The 18,376-nt window shown below is 44.1% G+C and carries 16 protein-coding genes; 5 read left to right on the forward strand and 11 right to left on the reverse strand.

Going from position 1 to position 18,376, the window contains the following annotated elements; all coding sequences use genetic code 11:
- Positions 1–75 precede the first annotated feature (75 nt).
- From L0P89_RS14755 to L0P89_RS14805, 11 genes are all read right to left on the reverse strand, one after another.
- Complete coding sequence (locus L0P89_RS14755; RefSeq protein WP_235265880.1) at positions 76–2,298, reverse strand: DUF5916 domain-containing protein; 2,223 nt, start codon at positions 2,296–2,298, stop codon at positions 76–78.
- Between the two features lie 18 nt (positions 2,299–2,316).
- On the reverse strand, positions 2,317–2,580 hold the full coding sequence (locus tag L0P89_RS14760) for a hypothetical protein (RefSeq protein ID WP_235265881.1): 264 nt from the start codon (positions 2,578–2,580) through the stop codon (positions 2,317–2,319).
- Positions 2,581–3,072: 492 nt separating this feature from the next.
- Positions 3,073–3,600 carry a type 1 periplasmic binding fold superfamily protein gene (locus tag L0P89_RS14765; RefSeq protein WP_313790933.1) on the reverse strand — a complete coding sequence of 176 codons (528 nt, stop codon included), beginning with the start codon at positions 3,598–3,600 and terminating at the stop codon, positions 3,073–3,075.
- Positions 3,601–3,646: 46 nt separating this feature from the next.
- Positions 3,647–6,043, reverse strand: coding sequence for a TonB-dependent receptor domain-containing protein (locus L0P89_RS14770; RefSeq protein WP_235265883.1), 2,397 nt, complete (start codon positions 6,041–6,043; stop codon positions 3,647–3,649).
- Positions 6,044–6,105: 62 nt separating this feature from the next.
- Positions 6,106–6,354, reverse strand: coding sequence for a hypothetical protein (locus tag L0P89_RS14775; RefSeq protein ID WP_235265884.1), 249 nt, complete (start codon positions 6,352–6,354; stop codon positions 6,106–6,108).
- A 103-nt stretch (positions 6,355–6,457) separates the two neighbouring features.
- On the reverse strand, positions 6,458–6,973 hold the full coding sequence (locus L0P89_RS14780) for a DUF6787 family protein (RefSeq protein WP_235265885.1): 516 nt from the start codon (positions 6,971–6,973) through the stop codon (positions 6,458–6,460).
- Positions 6,974–7,002: 29 nt separating this feature from the next.
- Positions 7,003–7,491: a DUF6146 family protein gene (locus L0P89_RS14785; protein WP_235265886.1), complete on the reverse strand. Its 489-nt coding sequence runs from the start codon at positions 7,489–7,491 to the stop codon at positions 7,003–7,005.
- 103 nt (positions 7,492–7,594) lie between these two features.
- Positions 7,595–8,236: a DUF937 domain-containing protein gene (locus L0P89_RS14790; protein ID WP_235265887.1), complete on the reverse strand. Its 642-nt coding sequence runs from the start codon at positions 8,234–8,236 to the stop codon at positions 7,595–7,597.
- 74 nt (positions 8,237–8,310) lie between these two features.
- Positions 8,311–9,261 carry a D-2-hydroxyacid dehydrogenase gene (locus L0P89_RS14795; RefSeq protein ID WP_235265888.1) on the reverse strand — a complete coding sequence of 317 codons (951 nt, stop codon included), beginning with the start codon at positions 9,259–9,261 and terminating at the stop codon, positions 8,311–8,313.
- A gap of 187 nt (positions 9,262–9,448) precedes the next feature.
- Positions 9,449–10,513 (reverse strand): 3-phosphoserine/phosphohydroxythreonine transaminase, encoded by a 1,065-nt coding sequence (gene serC, locus L0P89_RS14800; RefSeq protein WP_235265889.1) that lies wholly within the window; start codon positions 10,511–10,513, stop codon positions 9,449–9,451.
- 341 nt (positions 10,514–10,854) lie between these two features.
- Entirely contained in the window at positions 10,855–11,931 is a 1,077-nt protein-coding gene (locus tag L0P89_RS14805; protein ID WP_235265890.1) for an acyl-CoA reductase, read from the reverse strand.
- 86 nt (positions 11,932–12,017) lie between these two features.
- On the opposite strand from L0P89_RS14805, the gene L0P89_RS14810 reads away from it, so the two are divergent.
- The 5 genes from L0P89_RS14810 (at position 12,018) to L0P89_RS14825 (ending at position 18,351) form a co-directional block, all read left to right on the forward strand.
- Positions 12,018–12,371: a 4Fe-4S dicluster domain-containing protein gene (locus tag L0P89_RS14810; protein ID WP_235265891.1), complete on the forward strand. Its 354-nt coding sequence runs from the start codon at positions 12,018–12,020 to the stop codon at positions 12,369–12,371.
- Positions 12,372–12,424: 53 nt separating this feature from the next.
- Positions 12,425–12,550 carry a hypothetical protein gene (locus L0P89_RS16980; RefSeq protein ID WP_262911455.1) on the forward strand — a complete coding sequence of 42 codons (126 nt, stop codon included), beginning with the start codon at positions 12,425–12,427 and terminating at the stop codon, positions 12,548–12,550.
- Between the two features lie 64 nt (positions 12,551–12,614).
- Positions 12,615–13,709 carry a redox-regulated ATPase YchF gene (gene ychF / locus L0P89_RS14815; RefSeq protein ID WP_235265892.1) on the forward strand — a complete coding sequence of 365 codons (1,095 nt, stop codon included), beginning with the start codon at positions 12,615–12,617 and terminating at the stop codon, positions 13,707–13,709.
- A 123-nt stretch (positions 13,710–13,832) separates the two neighbouring features.
- The gene (locus L0P89_RS14820) at positions 13,833–15,692 is read left to right on the forward strand and encodes a DNA topoisomerase IV subunit B (RefSeq protein WP_235265893.1); all 1,860 of its coding nucleotides are present in this window, start codon (positions 13,833–13,835) and stop codon (positions 15,690–15,692) included.
- A 22-nt stretch (positions 15,693–15,714) separates the two neighbouring features.
- Positions 15,715–18,351 (forward strand): DNA gyrase/topoisomerase IV subunit A, encoded by a 2,637-nt coding sequence (locus L0P89_RS14825; protein ID WP_235265894.1) that lies wholly within the window; start codon positions 15,715–15,717, stop codon positions 18,349–18,351.
- Positions 18,352–18,376 lie beyond the last annotated feature (25 nt).

The following is an 18,376-nucleotide window of genomic DNA, read 5'->3' on the forward strand; positions in this document are numbered from 1 at the left end:
AAGGCTTAGGATGCTTAAGGAAAGTTTTTTTAAAAAAGTTCTTCTATGTGGTTTCATGGATGGTTTTGTCTACTGCTAAAACTGTTTCAAAAAAGTAATCTTGCTGATAAACTGGGTACTGCGCTGTACGGGGTCAAAGATGTCTGTCTGGGTATCGTTAAAGACCAGATAAATAAATGACAGGGGCATATATTCCCAACTAAAGCGCACGTTCCATCGACCTTGCTCATTAAAGCTGTTGTATTGGTAAAATGTCGATAACTGTAACCTGGGGTTCAATGCCAACCTAAGGTTCGCGGTGTACAGATTGGTTTCCAGATCTTCCTCTAGAATTCCAACACCATTGATATCATTGTACTCGTAGTTCAAGGAGAGGGTCGCATGTGGAATGGGTGCGAAGCGAGCGGCAGCGTTGATCGTGGTTCGTGTTCCATTGTAAAAATCCCCGAAATCGACGCCGACATCTCCCGACCATTTTTTCGAAAGGTCGGTATTGTATTGAACCAAATATCTTGTATAGAAGTATCTATCTTGTTCAATTTCAAGCCCTAACGGTGAAAAATCAAAATTGATGTTCTGCCATGTAGGGGTAGTGGAGACTTCTAAAAAACTATTGTCTCTGAACCAGGTGAAGACTGGAAAAATGTATAGGCTGGCCTGTTGAAAACGACTGGGGTCGGTCGCATCATGGTTATAGTTGACAAACATTCCGGGATCCCACCTTCTGATCCAGTCAATTTTTTTTGGCCTCCAAATATAGTACCCCCCTGGATTGTGCCTTATGACATCACTTTGGCGCACAAAACCCATTCTTGGGTTGTAGTTGGCATCAGTGTATTCAGTGACCCACCCATAATAATATTTGTTGGAATCGTTGCCGACAAATATTCTACCCGCAAAACCCGTTTTGCCGGTAAGTTCATCAATTGACGTTGATAGCAAATACTGGATATCCCATTGACTGGTCGGTCGAATTTGGCCATCTAAGGTAACCGTGGTGTTGTTATTGCTCTCCAGGCCCAATTCACTATAGCTGTCATCAAGCCGATGGGTGACCATCAAGCCAATATTGTTCTCACGACCATAGTTTTTCAAGTATCGAAAGACCCCAAAGTTGGCACCGGCCGAATTATCGGTTTCGCGCTGGCGTACGAAAAGGCCGGCCAAAGCACTTTTTTCTGTTCGCTGTGTGAATCTGGCCCCAACATCAATCGGTGCCGGTATGGCATTAAACTCACCCTGAAGGCCGATTCTTCTGCTAAAGAAAGGACGTATCGATTGCTGTAGGCCACCTGCCCAAATGCCCGAGTTTTCCAAAAAAAACTGTCTTCTCTCTGGAAAGAAGATGTTGAACCGCTCTAAGTTGTTCACTGCGAGGTCTACATCGGCCTGCGCAAAATCGGTATTCAACGTTAAATCCAAAACCGTTTTTGGATTTAGGGCCCACTTCGCATCAACACCTACCTTGGGATCGTTCAACTTGTCGACCAGTTGATCACCTTCTATATTTTCGTCGTACTGGTAGAGCGCATAGGGTTCGACCCTAATGTTGGTCGAGGGTGGCGGAGCTTCAATGTCCGTCAATTTTGCCGCATAGGTCATTCGGTATGGGGTGAACGACTGGGGTATGGCCGGAAATGTGGATACCTCGATATCCCTTCTGGCATAGCGAACCAAAGTAAACCCGAGTTCAATGGTATTTCCTGATTCGGGAAGGTTGTACCGCAAGCTTTTGAAGGGAATGGCCATTTCTATCGTATAGCCTTCTTCTGTTCGCTGGGTTCTGACACGCCACAGGGTATTCCACCCCGTATCAAAATTGTTGCCATTAAAATTTTGAAAGTCACGCTGGTTACCGTAGGGAGTGGTCTGGAAACCCTGCGCGTACTGTTTTAGGTTTTGGGGATCAAGGGCGATACCGAAAATATCGTTCTCACCCCAACTGAAGTCCCTTCGTAAATCTTGGATACGAATGCCTTTTATACCTACGGAGTCTTTGCAGAACGCCCCGATATAAAGATTTTTGTCGTCATAAAGAAAACGGACCTCTGTCTTATATTTCACATTTCCACCCTGTCTGGGTTCTCTTCTAAAAAAGTCATCTGTTATTGAAGCCTTTATCCAATCTTCTTCGTCAAGTCTTCCGTCCAACCTTATTTGATTCAAGGCCTTTTCGACACTGATTTCCTTGGCATTGTCAGGTGGTGGAAAGTTGTCCGTTCCCGCTTCTTCTTGTGCACCGATATTGAAACAAAAGAAAAAAAACACTATGGATATGGCGGGGTATTTATATTTCATGAATGCCGTTTTTTGATTTTACTTTTTGCCAATCCGTTTGTATTTGACTTCAAGGATGGTCACAAAACCTTTACCGTCACCATAATCTTGTTTTTCTACCAAATCAAAGGAATCAGATGAGTTAATCTGAAAATAGGTGTATTCTTCAATAATGCCGATGGTCATTCCAGCGCCGTTGGCACCAAGAAGGCAATAGATGTTGCTTTCTTTAACATTGAGGTTCAAATGGTCAAGGGCCATCTGCCCACCATACTTTTTGGTAAGGTTATTGGTTATTATCATGATGAATGAAGTTTGAATTATATGATGAAATGATCACTTTACGATAAATACTGTAAAGTATTTATTTTCAATACTTAAGAGTTTATTCTTAAACGACGCAGCTATTAAAATAAGAGAGAGGGAGGACCCCTGAGAAGATAGAGGGCCTTAGCTATTGGAAGAATGAGTGGTTCGCCAACATTTATTACAGTGATGGCAGCGACAAAGGCGATCAGAAGGGTAGGGCAAACCCATAAAAATAGGGTTTGGCCCAACAATTTTGCGCACAGTTCGCAGCTAATGTTTTTTTCGTGGATTTGGGAGTTGTAGGCAGTTGCTTCAATATGGGCATCTGACATATGGGAAGTGAAGACATGTACGGTATAATAAGACAACTGAAACAAAAGCAAAGTCGCCAATAGTATTCCAAACCATTTATTTGTCTTCTCGCAGCCCACTTTTTAAATTGGAGGCGAAAAACCTTCGCCCCCAATTGATAATATATTAACCTTTTTATTGTACGTCAAAGCTGAACGTAGCGGTTATATCGGTCTCACCACCAGCCCCGGCCAAAGTTCCATCATTGGGCTTGGTCGGCTCGTGCCTTAGGGTTACCGTTAGTGTTGCGGCCCCCGCTGTACTAGTCACCAAATCAAAGCTCAGCCCTACAGGATTACCATCATCATCTTCATCGGTAGCCGTTGCGCTGTCAACTGCACCACTGACTTCAAAAATGAATTGATGTTCGTCATCTTCTTCTTCAACTTCTTCGGTAACGTCTTCAGCAGGATCCTCCGTTTCGTTTAACAATTCTATGGAGCCATTGTAGGTCGTGTTTCCTGCCAAATTAGGGGCAGTAATAACAGGCGGATTAGGACCATCGCCATCTTCGTCCCTGGTCTGAAAGACCACGCTATCGCCTCCCCCAACGGGATCTAAGGTGATGGTCATGGTCGTGATAACCTCTTCTTCGTTTACTTCTTCTGGCGTGTCATCGTCATCTGAACACGATGTGAAAAGCACCCCGGTCAAGGCTAACATGGATAAAAATTTGATTGTTTTCATAACAAAAAATAAAGGATTAAGATTAATAATTGAGTTTTAATTGTAAAATGATGTTTCTGCCCAAATCATCTGCGAAAAAACGCTGGCGATTTAGGTATTCCCTGTAATTAGTGTTCAATAAATTATTTACAGTAAGCGATGTTGTCAATAGTTGTTTCCCTAGGTTAAAAACCAGTTTTGAATTGAAATTCAAGATATGATAGGCATCTGGGGGCGTATTGATCTCCAAAAGGATATCTTGTTGTTGCTCTGGGGAAAAGACCATGATATTCGGGGGAACCTCATTTTGCCTGAACACATATTGACTCTGAAGCGAAAGCTCCAATCCCTTCCACTCTGGTTTTGAAAAAAGCAGTTTGTTCGAAAAATTGGCTGCAGGTATATTGATCAGCGCCAAATCATTGTCGACATCATTGCCCTTGACCAAAGAAAAAACATGTTCAGTGCGCCAATGGGTCGACCAATCGGAGTATGCGAATAGGTCCATTCCTAAAATCCTGGCATCTGTTTGTCGGTAACCCCAAACGGGGAAGGCCCCTCTAATGGTCAATTCAACCCCTGTGGGTTCAAGAAGGATAAAATCATTGATAAAGTTGGCATAGGGCTCAAAGGTGAATCCCCATTTTCTAAAACTCCTATCATAAGAAAGCATCACTTTGTGTGAAGTTTCACTGTCTATTCTAATGTCTCCCAGTTCTATGCGCGCGGCAGAATGATGCAGCCCATCACTAAATAGTTCTGACGGATTAGGTGCCCTTTGAGAAAGCGCATAATTGAATTTTACCTTATGGTCATTGGATGCCATATACTGAAAACCAACAGTGGCCGAAATATTGTTGTAATCAAAGACGGGGTTGGTCAGTAATTGTGTACCGCGGTCATCGATGACCAAATCTGGGAAATCTTGATCATAACCGCGCTCTTCCCACCGGGTGGTTTGATAGAACTTGAGGGCGTCAATACGGGTAAAATCGTAACGGACACCTGCATCCAAAGTCCAATTTTCCCGCAACTTGAATTCTCCGATCAGAAAGCTTCCAAAGTCATATTTTTCATAATCGGGAATCAATCGTCTTACACCTGTATCTGGGTTGGCAAAATTATCTTGGTATCTTCCCATTAGTCCGAAATGGAGTTGAATGAATTCTTTTGAATCCCACTTGAAATCTGTACTTAAGGTATGGGTCATAAGTTCTAGATCCAATGAGGCCCGGTCACCTCTGTCTCCACGTCTCACATCGAATTCAAGTCTTCGATTATTCTGAAAATCATATTGAAGGCTCCATTTGCCCAAACCCTCAAATCGTCTGTAGCCATCTAGTTTCACCAAATGATGCCTTACTTTCTGTCTTGGATTGTTTAAGTCATAGGTGAAATCCTCAATGGTCTCAGGTTGTCCACTATTGATACTTCTGACCAAGTCGTCAACATTGCCGATATGAGATGCCCGTAAAATGGCAATTTCCGCTTCATAGTAAGAATATTTTCCGGCAAAACCCCATTCAAACAAGCGTTTCCCAAATTGAGCTGATGCACCAATTTCCTGTATTCCGGTATTCGAAAGAATATAATCTGGAGCTTCTTGGTCTCCCAATCGCTTAAAAGATCCCTGACCTTTGATAAAAAATCCGCCATCGTAAACCTTGGTCATTTCTGAGGCTATGCTTCCTCCCCGTCCATTGCTTACCCCGTTCAATAAGGTCTTTCCAAACAGCGTATCCTTTGGGGGAAATCGTTGTTGTTCCAAAATAATTGTTCCCCCTATGGCATCTCCACCGTATTGCAATGCCGAAGCTCCTTTGACCACAGAAATCGTTCCTGCCGAATTGATGTCAACATTGGGTGCGTGCTCATCGCCCCATTCCATATCTTGCATACGTACCCCATCGTTCAAAATCAAAACTCGACTGCCGTTCAGACCATGTATGGCAGGTTTCACTATGTTGGCCCCAGTGTTCAGTGTCGAGATTCCGCCCAGTTCCCTTAGTGCATCGCCCAAGCTTGCAGCACTAAACTGCTCTAATGCCTTGGTGTTGAGCGATACTTCTTGTGCAGAATTGGTTTTGTCATAGACTGCATCTCCAACCACTTTTACTTCCTCTAGTTCTTCTAGGTGATGCTCCAATTTGATATCCAAGGTTTTATCACCTTCTATTTGCAGTGGAATGAACTGAGTGGTACATTCAGGATGCGATACTTCCAATTCATAGCTGCCCTCACAAAGTCCTTTGATGACATAGTTGCCGTTATTATCTGATAATACGGAGATATTTTTTCCGGTAACAGTTATTGAGGCTCCCGTCAAGGGGGTCTTGTCATGGTAGTCTATGACCATACCGGTCAAGGTACGGTCACAAGATTGTGCGATGACAAAATATGGAATACCAATGCAGAGCATTGTGAAAAGCAACAATTTCATTAAATACACTAAGGTTTATTCCTTTTTTAAAGGAGTATAGATCAAATGTGGAGTGGAAATGTTCAAATAACCGGCGGTGGCCTAGAAAGAAGGTTTGAACGGCAGGTATTGTTAACGGTAGTGTCGGTTCTAACGTAAAATCTTGGCTCTTTTTTCTCAACGGATTGTTGAAAATCAACAGCTACAGCGAAAACGGGGGTATATTCGATCTGTTGGTTCGCGATGGCCAGGTCACAGTAGGCACAATTTTCGACCTCGTCGTCAGCGTCTTGGTGGGAATAGACATGAAACGCAGATACTTTGATCGACATCAAAGCCAAGAAGATAAAAATCGGCGCTATTCTTTTGAATTCCACCATATGTGGCAAAACTAACCCTTTTGAAAAGAACCAGTATGTTAAGGGAATCATAATTTTAGGGGAACAAAAAGCCGAGCCCCATATGTTTCAACATTTTCTTTTCAAAATTCCAGAAGAACTTGAACTGGCCAAAAAGCCATCCGAAGAAAACCAACAGTACTTGATAAATGGGGAAGATCAAAAGAATTCGAACGGGCCAATAGATCCAACCGCTGATGGCGTCTTTTTGAAGTCCGAGTAAATCAGTGAGTGGCCCGGCGAGCTTTGCAGAAGCACTTCCGGTGATGGCAAAGACGATAAAAATGGCTATCATTTCCCAACGGTACGAGACTTTCCATTTATTTTCCAACTTTTTGAAACACCAAAGAAAAAATCGCAGCATGATGAAATACCCCAAAGCGGCGACCACTAATGTGAATATCCACTCGAAAAGAGTATTGTTAAGTTCAAAAAGATGCAACAATCTTCGTGCAATGGAATAAGCTGTGACAGCAACCAAAGCAGCACCTAGGAACGGAAATAGCAATTGCCAATTTTTGACAATATCCCACCGTTGTTTTATTTTCTCCATCCGATTTAAATCGATGGCAAATATACCCTTTAAATTCTGGGAAGCCAAGGCCCCAAGCGAAGTCCATACTTTCGTTGAAAGTATATGAAATAGTTGTACAATTTATAATTTACCTCGTAGCCATAATCGATTTGCGGGTCGTAATTGATCTGTTGTTCATATAGAAGCGGATCAAATCTCTGGGGCTGAAGTACCCTCCAGTTCCATTCGATAACATACAACTGATTTCGATTTTCTAAGAATTGCTGGGAATAATAGCCTTCAGGGCGAGCTATGCTAAGCAACCAATTATAAAAGCCGGGGTCGATGATAATGATTTGGTAGTTTGACTCTTCATCTGAAATCTCAACCGGTTTCTCTTCGGTCGAGTCAAAGACTTCTTTCTCTTTTTCTGAAATCTCTACGCTATCCCCATTTTTTTCGGCAACCCTGTTGACCTGCTTTTTGGCGGTACAGCTACTGAGACTCAAAAACACGGCCATTAACAAGACTTGGGTACTCAATACGATCTTTTTCATTTTCTTTTTATTTTTTGTGCACAAAATGTATGCCATATAAGATAGCAAAAGCCATTCATTTTGGTGAATGGCTCTGTTAATTTAGGTTATTATTGGTGGATAGCTATTTTCCGAAAAGCCCACCCAGCAAACCACCAATGCCGCTTCGTTTTTGTTTTCCTCCACTCAAGACCATTCCGGCCAAATCATCTAAAACGCTGCCATCACCATCAGAATCCAAGAACGTTTCTATCAATGATTGTTGCTTGTTGGCACTGCTGCCACCGCCTAAAAGTCCACCGAGCAATCCGTTGAGTGCCTGTGGGTCGTTAATGTTCTGTTGTCGGGTCTGTTTTCCCAGAAACCCTAAAAGTATTGGGGCGGCAATTTTCAAAATTTGGGCTACCGATCCCGAATCAATACCGGTTCTGCTGCTCAAGGCATTTTCAACCTGAGGTTGCTTGGCGCCCAAAATGTGCCCCAATATACCTGCACCATCATCAACGACCTCTCTATCAACACCTCCGCCAAAGAGTCCGCCCAAGTTATCTAAAATACTGCCATCATGTTTGTTGTTCAATGCGTTGTACAACCCTTGTGCACCACTTTGTGTTGACGTGTTGCGTTTCATTGCCCCCATGAGAACCGGTAAGGCCATGCTCAGTACCTGTGCCGTTTTGTTTTCTGACTGGCCCGTTTGCTGTGCCGTGCCACTAATTAGCTGTTTGCCCATCGGGCTGTTGATCAAGTCTAGTAATCCTGACATTTTCGTAGTGTTTAGAATGAAGCGACAATGTACAAAAAGTACACATGTCAAATGGGATACAATCTAAAAAAGTACTATTTCAAAAGTTCGATGATCTGAGAGGCCAGTTCAAGGCCAATTCTGTCTTGAGCTTCATTGGTGGCCGCTCCGATATGGGGGGTAAGCGAGACTTTCGGATGCATCAATAATTGCACTTCGGGCCGCGGTTCAGACTCAAAAACATCGAGTCCGGCAAAAGATACCTTTCCTTTTTCCAATGCCTCGACCAAGGCAATTTCATCGACAACGCCGCCGCGCGCCGCATTGATTATGGCGGCCCCTTCTTTAATGATATTGAATTCTTTTTTACCCAATACATAGTCTTTTTGGGCCGGCACATGTACCGTTACAAAATCAGCATTTTTTAGCACAGTTTCCTTGGTTTCGCTCTTGAGGTCAAAACCTACGGACCGTTCATCATAAAATGACAATTTTATGGTAGCTTCTGGCACATACATATCGTGGTACATGACCTTCATGCCGACCCCTAGGGCAATTTTTGCCGTTGCTTGGCCGATACGACCGAAGCCAATGACCCCTAGGGTTTTTCCGCGAAGCTCAACGCCACCACCATAGCTTTTTTTCAGTTCCTTGAATCTGGAATCGCCTTCCAAGGGCATGTTGCGATTGGAGTCGTGCAGAAAGCGTACCCCGCCAAACAAATGTGCGAAAACCAACTCTGCCACCGATTCTGAAGAAGCAGCTGGGGTATTGATGACATGAATTCCTTTTGATTTGGCATAATCGACATCAATATTGTCCATGCCCACTCCGCCACGGCCAACCAGTTTGAGGCTAGGGCAGGCATCTATCAAGTCTTTGCGCACTTTGGTCGCACTGCGCACCAATAGTGCCGCCACACTGTTTTCATTGATATAGTTTTCAAGCTGTTCTTGGGCCACCTTGGTGGTCAATACTTCGAAACCATTTTTTTCAAGGGCACTTTTGCCTGCATTTGAAATGCCATCATTGGCCAATATTTTCATCTGTGTAAAATTTTGTGATAGATTGGTATTAAAGCCATTCCAAAACCTGTTGCTCTAGGAACCGCTTTGCTCCCGCCTGTCTGGTAGGCAGGTTCGATAAATTTATTTTGATTGGGCTCTGTAAGGTATGCTCAAAAAAGTCTATACCCATGTCATTTTTTTCTTTATTGATTGAGATGATCACTTATCATCCCTTTTTTTCAAGATCGCTCATAATATCGACCAAGGTGCCCACACTTTCCAAAGTCATGGCATTGTACATAGAGGCACGGTAGCCCCCAACGGATCGGTGCCCGTTGATACCGCTTATGCCCGCTTCCTTGCACAGTGTATCAAAGGTTTCTTTTAGTGTTTCATCGGTGATATTGAAGGTAGCGTTCATGTTCGAACGGTCTTCTTTGGCCGCAAAGCCTGCAAAAACGGGATTCAAATCAATCTCTGAATAAATGAGGTTTGCCTTTTTTTCGTTGATTTCTTCGATGGCCGGTATTCCGCCCAAATCTTTGAGCCATTGCATGGTAAGCATCGACACATATACCGCAAAAACCGCAGGTGTGTTGAACATGCTATCTTTGGCAATATGAATGTTATAGTCGAGCATCGAAGGAACCTTGCGGCCTACTTTACCCAGAATATCCTCTTTGACCACTACAAGGGTCGTACCTGCCGGGCCCATATTTTTCTGTGCACCCGCGTAGATGAGGTCGAATTGTGAGAAATCAAGTTCGCGTGAGAAGATGTCAGAACTCATATCGCAGACCAATGGCGCATCGGTTTTTGGAAATTCTTTTATCTGTGTGCCAAAAATGGTATTGTTCGAGGTAAGGTGCAGGTAATCTAAGCCTGATGGTATTTTGTAGCCCTTTGGAATGTAATTGAAATTCTGGTCTTGTGAAGAGGCCACCTCGACCACATCACCGAGAAGCTTGGCCTCTTTAATGGCTTTTAGGCTCCAAGTACCTGTATTTACATAACCTGCTTTCTTTTCGAGCAGATTGTAGGCCGTCATTAAAAACTGGGTGCTCGCACCCCCTTGTAAGAATAGGGCAGAATAGCCTTTTCCCTCCAATCCCAAGAGCTCCAAAGCCAATGAACGGGCCTTTTCCATGATGGCCACGAATTCTTTGCTTCGATGCGATATTTCAATCAGTGAAAGACCGATACCATCTAACTCTATGACTGCCTCGGCTGCCTTTTGCATGACTTCTTTGGGCAAAATACAGGGACCTGCGCTAAAATTGTGTTTTTTCATCCTAAAAAATTAAGCGATAAAGGTCTGAATTTTTACTGGAAAGAAAAACGAATAGTGGGGGTAAAACAAGACAATTTCATTTAGCTACTTGGTTACATGCCAAATAAAGCGGGTAATCGGGTTTTCAGGTTCAAGATTGCGGGGTTTGAAAGTAGTCTGTAGTCTGTAGTCTGTAGTCGGTAGTGGCTCGTCTGTTCAAGGTTCAATGTTGTATTTCCTATTCAATCAAAGTTCAAATGCCTTTTACCGCTTTCCGCTTACTGCTTTCCGCTTACTGCTTTCCGCTTATCGCTCACTGCATACTGCTCACCGCTCACTGCATACTGCCTACCATCTACCCACTATCGTCCACCGTCAAGGTTCTTCACTCCAAGCCCTAGTTTCAATAGAAAATCAACAGTATCGATTCCGTCCGCATAATCATCAAGTTTTGGTTTCTGGGTCTGGCCAAAATTGATTTCATTTTCAAGGTTCATCTGAGATACCACACACTGTAAATCATCATTCTTTTCATTGAGTTTTTGCCCAAGGGCTTTTACCGTACCGTACTCCTCATAAAAAAGTGTCGCAATGGGGGAGTGAAGGCCTTGGTCTTTTTTTAAAATGATGAATCCGTTGTCAAAAATCTGAAACTCGCTCATCAGGTAAACGGCCTTGTTATAGTCATAGTTATTGGCGTATTTGTGATGGTTTATCACGGATTTGTATTTGAACATGGCATTGAAAAACGTATCAAGATCGTAACCTTTGGGCACAAATAGCTTTGAGACGTTTCGACAACCGAGTCCGAAATATCGAAAAATGTCCTCACCCAAGGCTTCTAGGTCTTCTTTGGTTTCGTTGCCCGAGAGTACTGCGACGGAAGTTCTATTTTTTCTGATGATATGTGGATGGTCCTTAAAGTAATACTCAAAATAACGTGCGGTATTGTTGCTTCCCGTGGCGATTACGGCATCAAAGTCTTCGATTTTACTAGCTGCGAACAGAATGCGATTTTTTAAAAGGGGCTCTTCTTTCATTAGAAATGCTGATAGTGCCGGTAAAAGATTTTTATCGTTCGATGACAGTTTACAAAGCACTTTGTTGCCAGTGATCAACACCGATAGAAAATCGTGAAAACCGACAAGGGGAATATTGCCGGCCATAACAATGGAAATGGTCTTTGAAGACCTGCCTTGTGGAATGTCATACGTTTCAAGCCAATTTTCAAGGTTCTTGGTCGTCAAGGCCTCTGCCCATTGCCGTAACGCAAATAAGATATTATCTCGTGTGAACCAGCCGTTTTGTCGTTCGGCTTTTGCCACGGCATCATTCAACAGTTCAAAGCCAGTGTTGTTCGAATTGCCATTTTCACAAAAATCACCTAGATAAGTGCCCAGTTTAACAAAAGCGTTCAATATTGTGTTCCGTTCGGTCATTAAATTTGTAATACAGTTGCGCAGGGGTTATTTTTGTGTAAAAATAAGCATGCCGTTGAGAAACCGGCGCTAAGAAAAAGAAAATCATGGCAATCATTATTACTGACGAGTGTATCAATTGTGGGGCGTGTGAGCCCGAGTGCCCCAATACGGCTATTTATGAAGGTGCCGATGAGTGGCGTTATGCAGACGGCACTTCACTAAAAGGTGATGTGGTATTGCCCGATGGCAAGGCCGTAAATGCTGAAGAGGTACAAGAACCCATAAGTGATGAAATCTATTATATCGCTCCCGATAAATGTACAGAGTGCATGGGCTTTCACGAAGAGCCCCAATGCGCTGCCGTTTGCCCGGTTGACTGTTGTGTGCCTGATGAAGACCGTGTCGAGACCGAGGAAGAACTCTTGGGCAAGCAACGTTTCATGCACCCAGATGAATGAATATTGTTTATAATTGGAGTAAATTGGCCGGGTCTTCTTGACTCGGTTTTTTTATGGAAAAGAAAAAAGAATATAGCGGTTTTTGGAAACAGGCGGGATGCATACTATCCGTAATAGCCATATTGGCCTTTCTTACCATTTTGGCGCTGTTCATCTATTTTGCGATCAAGCGGGTTTAGAAACGGTCGCGATGGCCCATTTTCTAAAACTTCAACTTATATTTGCGGCCATTAAATTTTAAGAATGAAAGCTGGAATCGTAGGATTGCCAAATGTCGGAAAATCGACACTTTTCAATTGTCTCTCAAATGCCAAGGCACAAAGTGCCAACTTTCCGTTTTGTACCATTGAGCCGAATATTGGAGTGGTCAACGTACCTGACCTACGTTTAGAAAAATTGGAAGAATTGGTGAATCCGCAAAGAGTGGTGCCGGCTACTGTCGAAATTGTCGATATCGCTGGTTTGGTAAAAGGGGCCAGCAAGGGTGAGGGCCTGGGAAACCAGTTTTTGGGCAATATTCGGGAGACCGATGCCATTCTTCATGTGCTGCGCTGCTTTGACAATGACAATGTGGTGCATGTCGACGGTTCTGTAGATCCTATTCGCGATAAAGAGACCATCGATATCGAACTTCAATTGCGCGATCTCGAGAGCGTTGAAAAAAAATTGGATAAGGTAAACCGTGCGGCCAAGACCGGTAACAAAGAAGCCCAGAAAGAGGCAGCGGTGCTCAATGAACTGAAATCGGGCTTGGAATCTGGAATTTCAGTGCGTGCCATTCAAGTTGCTGATGACGATCGCACCGAATTTGTAAAGCCCTTGCAACTGATCACCGACAAACCTGTCATGTACGTCTGCAATGTCGATGAGGCCGCGGCGGTCGATGGCAATGCCTATGTTGAAAAAGTAAAGAAAGCCGTGGTCGATGAAGATGCAGAAGTCATTTTCTTGGCCGTGGGCACCGAAGCGGATATTACCGAGTTGGATACCTACGAAGAACGCCAGCTCTTCTTGGAAGATTTGGGATTGTCAGAACCCGGTTCAGCAAAACTTATTCGCGGGGCCTATAAATTGTTGAATTTAGAGACGTATTTCACGGCCGGTGAAAAAGAGGTACGTGCCTGGACCATCAAAATAGGATCGACCGCCCCCCAAGCAGCGGGCGTGATCCATACCGATTTTGAGAAGGGCTTTATTCGCGCCGAGGTCATTTCGTACGACGATTATGTGCAATATGGCAGTGAGGCCAAAGTCAAAGAGGCCGGCAAGATGCGGGTCGAGGGCAAAGACTACGTGGTCAAAGACGGTGACGTGATGCACTTTAGGTTCAATGTTTGATTGCCGATCGACCTACGTTTCATATAGCTAGAGTTATTAAAAAGCGCTGTTGATTACTTTCTTGGTACTACATTTTGATATTTGGCCCTAAATTTTATATTAGCTAGGATAAACCCTGAATAAATGGCGCAGGCCCAATATACCGAAGAGAACATACGCTCACTTGACTGGAAAGAGCACATTCGCATGCGTCCCGGTATGTACATCGGTAAATTGGGCGATGGTTCTTCTGCTGATGACGGTATCTACATCTTATTAAAAGAGGTCATCGATAATTGTATCGATGAGTTTGTGATGGGTGCGGGCAAGACCATAGAGATTTCCATTCGTGACAATACCGTTAACGTACGCGACTATGGGCGGGGCATTCCCCTGGGGAAGGTGGTCGATGTGGTCTCAAAGATGAACACTGGGGGCAAGTATGATACCCGGGCCTTTAAGAAGTCAGTGGGTTTGAACGGTGTGGGTACCAAAGCGGTGAATGCGCTTTCCACGTACTTCAAGGTAGAATCGACCCGGGATGGAAAGTCGAAAACGGCCGAGTTTCAAACAGGCGAGCTGGTCAATGAAGAGCTGCTTGAAGAAACCTCACGAAGAAAGGGTACCAAGGTCAGTTTTGTGCCCGACGAATCCATTTTCAAAAAATATAAATACCGTAACGAGTATGTCGAGCGCATGCTCAGAAACTACGTGTACCTCAATCCAGGGTTGACCATTGTATTCAACGGTGAGAAATTCCACTCAGAAAACGGACTTAAAGACCTGCTCGAAGACAATACCAATGCCGATGACATGTTGTACCCCGTTATTCATCTCAGGGGAGACGATATCGAAGTGGCCATGACCCATAGCAAGACACAGTACAGTGAAGAGTACCATTCGTTCGTCAACGGTCAGAATACCACCCAAGGTGGAACGCACCAAGCGGCTTTCAGGGAGGCCGTGGTAAAGACCATTCGCGATTTCTACGGAAAGAACTACGATGCGTCTGACATTCGAAAATCGATCATTTCGGCGATTTCCATCAAGGTGATGGAACCTGTCTTTGAAAGCCAGACCAAGACCAAATTGGGGTCTACCGAAATGGGAGGCGGACTGCCCACCGTGCGCACCTATATCAATGATTTCATCGGAAGGCAACTCGATAACTACCTGCACAAAAATTCCGAAACGGCCGAAACGTTGCAGCGCAAGATCATGCAGGCCGAAAAAGAACGAAAAGAACTTTCGGGCATTCGCAAATTGGCGCGTGAGCGTGCCAAGAAAGCCAGTTTGCACAATAAAAAACTACGGGATTGTCGCGTACACCTTGGCGACATGAAGAGCGACAGGCGGCTAGAGTCCACCCTGTTCATCACCGAGGGTGATTCGGCTTCCGGTTCCATCACCAAATCACGTGATGTCAATACCCAAGCGGTGTTCAGTCTTCGTGGAAAGCCCTTGAATTCTTACGGAATGTCAAAAAAGGTAGTGTATGAAAACGAAGAGTTCAATCTTTTGCAGGCCGCGTTGAACATCGAAGAATCGATGGAAAACCTCAGGTACAACAATATTGTGATCGCCACCGATGCCGATGTTGACGGTATGCACATCCGCTTATTGTTGATCACGTTTTTTCTTCAGTTCTTTCCTGAGTTGATAAAAGAAAACCACCTGTATATCTTACAGACCCCCTTGTTCAGGGTGCGCAATAAAAAAGAAACCATCTACTGCTATAGTGACGAAGAAAAACGGAAGGCCATCGAAAAACTTTCGGGAAAACCTGAAATAACCCGATTTAAGGGATTGGGCGAGATATCACCTGACGAGTTCAAACATTTTATAGGTGATGACATCAGACTAGAACCCGTGATGCTCGACAAGAGCATGAGCATCGATAGCCTACTGAAGTTTTATATGGGCAAAAATACCCCAGACCGTCAAGAATTCATTATAGAAAATCTTAAAGTAGAACTTGATTTGGTCGAAGAAAACCAATTGTAAAACAGTTAGTTGATATTTCTGAATGGAAGAAAATGGTGAATTGAACGGCGAGCCACAGGGATTTCAAGACGAAAGCCAAGAGACCTTGACGAAGGTTACGGGCATGTACAAAGATTGGTTTTTGGATTATGCCTCTTATGTCATTCTCGAGCGGGCCGTGCCCGCCATTGAAGACGGCTTCAAACCGGTACAGCGTCGTATCATGCATGCCCTGAAAGAATTGGATGACGGTCGTTACAACAAAGTTGCCAATGTCGTCGGGCATACCATGCAATACCACCCCCATGGCGATGCCAGTATCGCCGATGCGATGGTGCAATTGGGCCAAAAAGACCTGCTGATCGATACCCAGGGCAACTGGGGCAATATCTTGACCGGTGATAGTGCAGCTGCATCACGGTATATCGAGGCCAGATTGTCAAAGTTTGCCCTAGAGGTGGTTTACAGTCCGAAAATCACCGAATGGCAGCTTTCGTATGATGGCAGAAAGAAAGAACCCGTCAACCTTCCGGTGAAATTCCCTTTGTTGTTGGCACAGGGTGCCGAGGGCATTGCAGTTGGACTTTCCACTAAAATTCTCCCCCACAATTTCAATGAGCTCATCGATGCTTCCATCAAACATCTGAAGGGGCAGCGTTTCAAACTGTTTCCTGATTTTCCTACGGCCGGTATCATCGACGTCACCAATTACAACGACGGTGTGCGGGGGGGCAAGGTCAGGGTGCGTGCCAAAATTTCGCAAAAAGACAAAAACACCTTGGTAATAACCGAGATACCTTATGGCACCAACACTTCTTCTTTGATCGACTCCATCCTAAAAGCAAACGATAAGGGAAAGATCAAAATAAAACGTATCGAAGACAATACTGCTGCCGAGGTCGAAATATTGGTCCACCTGCCAAGTGGCATTTCGCCCGACAAAACGATCGATGCACTTTATGCTTTTACCGCTTGCGAAACATCGATTTCTCCCTTGGCCTGTGTCATAGAAGACAACAAGCCCATCTTTTTGGGAATTAAGGAAATGTTGGAACGTTCTACCGATCATACGGTCGAGCTGCTTAAAAGAGAGCTCGAAATACAACTTTCAGAACTTGAAGAACAATGGCACTTTGCTTCATTGGAACGCATTTTCATCGAAAACAGAATTTACCGCGATATCGAGGAGGAAGAAACCTGGGAGGGCGTGATCCAAGCCATTGACAAGGGCCTTAAGCCCCATATCAAAATGTTGAAAAGGGCAGTGACCGAAGAAGATATAGTCAAGTTGACCGAGATTCGTATCAAACGTATTTCGAAGTTTGATCTAGATAAGGCCCAACAGCACATCGAGAGCCTTGATGAAAAGATTGCAAAGACAAAGCACCATCTTCAACATTTGACCGACTATGCCATTGATTACTTCAAAGAACTGAAGAAAAAGTACGGTGCCGGGCGTGGGCGAAAATCTGAAATCAGGATTTTTGACGATATAGAGGCTACCAAAGTGGTCATACGCAATACAAAACTGTATGTAAACCGTGAAGAGGGCTTTGTGGGCACTTCGATGCGCCGTGATGAATACGTGACCGATTGCAGTGACATCGACGACATCATCGTTTTCACCAAAAAAGGAGAAATGATGGTCACCAAGGTCGATTCCAAAACTTTTGTGGGCAAGAATATCGTTCATGTGGCCGTTTTCAAGAAAAAGGATAAGCGCACCACCTATAACATGATCTATAAGGATGGTAGGGGTGGCCCCAGTTATATCAAGCGGTTCAATGTCACCGGTGTGACCCGAGACAAGCTTTATGACCTCACCAATGGCAAGGCAAGCTCTGACGTCTTGTATTTCACTGCCAACCCTAACGGGGAAGCTGAAGTGGTCACGGTGAACCTTCGCCAAACAGGAAGCATCAAAAAGTTGAAATGGGATCTCGATTTTGCCGATGTGCTTATCAAGGGACGTAACTCGAAGGGTAATTTGGTGACCAAATATGCCGTTAAGCGTATTGAGTTGAAAGAAAAGGGACTCTCGACGTTGAAGCCCAGAAAACTTTGGTTTGATGAAACGGTGCAGCGTTTGAACGTTGATGAAAGGGGAGAGCTATTGGGCGAGTTCACCAGTGCTGACCGTTTGTTGTTGATCAATCAAAAGGGAGTTGCTAAAACGGTGATTCCAGAGCTTACGCTGCGTTTTGATGACGATTTGGTGGTATTGGAAAAATGGGATTCCAAGAAACCCCTTACCGCCATTTATTGGGAAGGGGAAAAAGAGCTCTTTTACGTCAAACGTTTTATGATTGAAAATCCCGATAAGGAGGAAACCATCATCACAGACCATTCTAAATCATATCTTGAAAAAGTATTTATTGACTACCGACCACGGGCTGAGGTCGTGTTCGTGAAAAAGCGTGGCGAAGAACGGAAAGACAACTGGGAAATTGATTTGGAATCGTTCATAGCGGTCAAGGGCATCACCGCAATGGGCAACCAGCTGACCAAAGAAAAAGTGCTCGAAATCAATGAGATGGAACCTTTGCCCTATACGCCACCAGCGCCTAAAAAGGCCGAAGAAATTGAAGTGGTCGATGAAGAAAACATTTCACATGCCACCTCAAGTGAAGACGATATCAAAAGTCAAAAGGGAGATAACGAGCAAACAACATTGTTTTAATCCTTTATTCTCTGTATTTTCAGCA

It is taken from the genome of Muricauda sp. SCSIO 65647 (assembly GCF_021534965.1).
In the GTDB taxonomy this organism is placed as follows: Bacteria; Bacteroidota; Bacteroidia; order Flavobacteriales; family Flavobacteriaceae; genus Flagellimonas_A.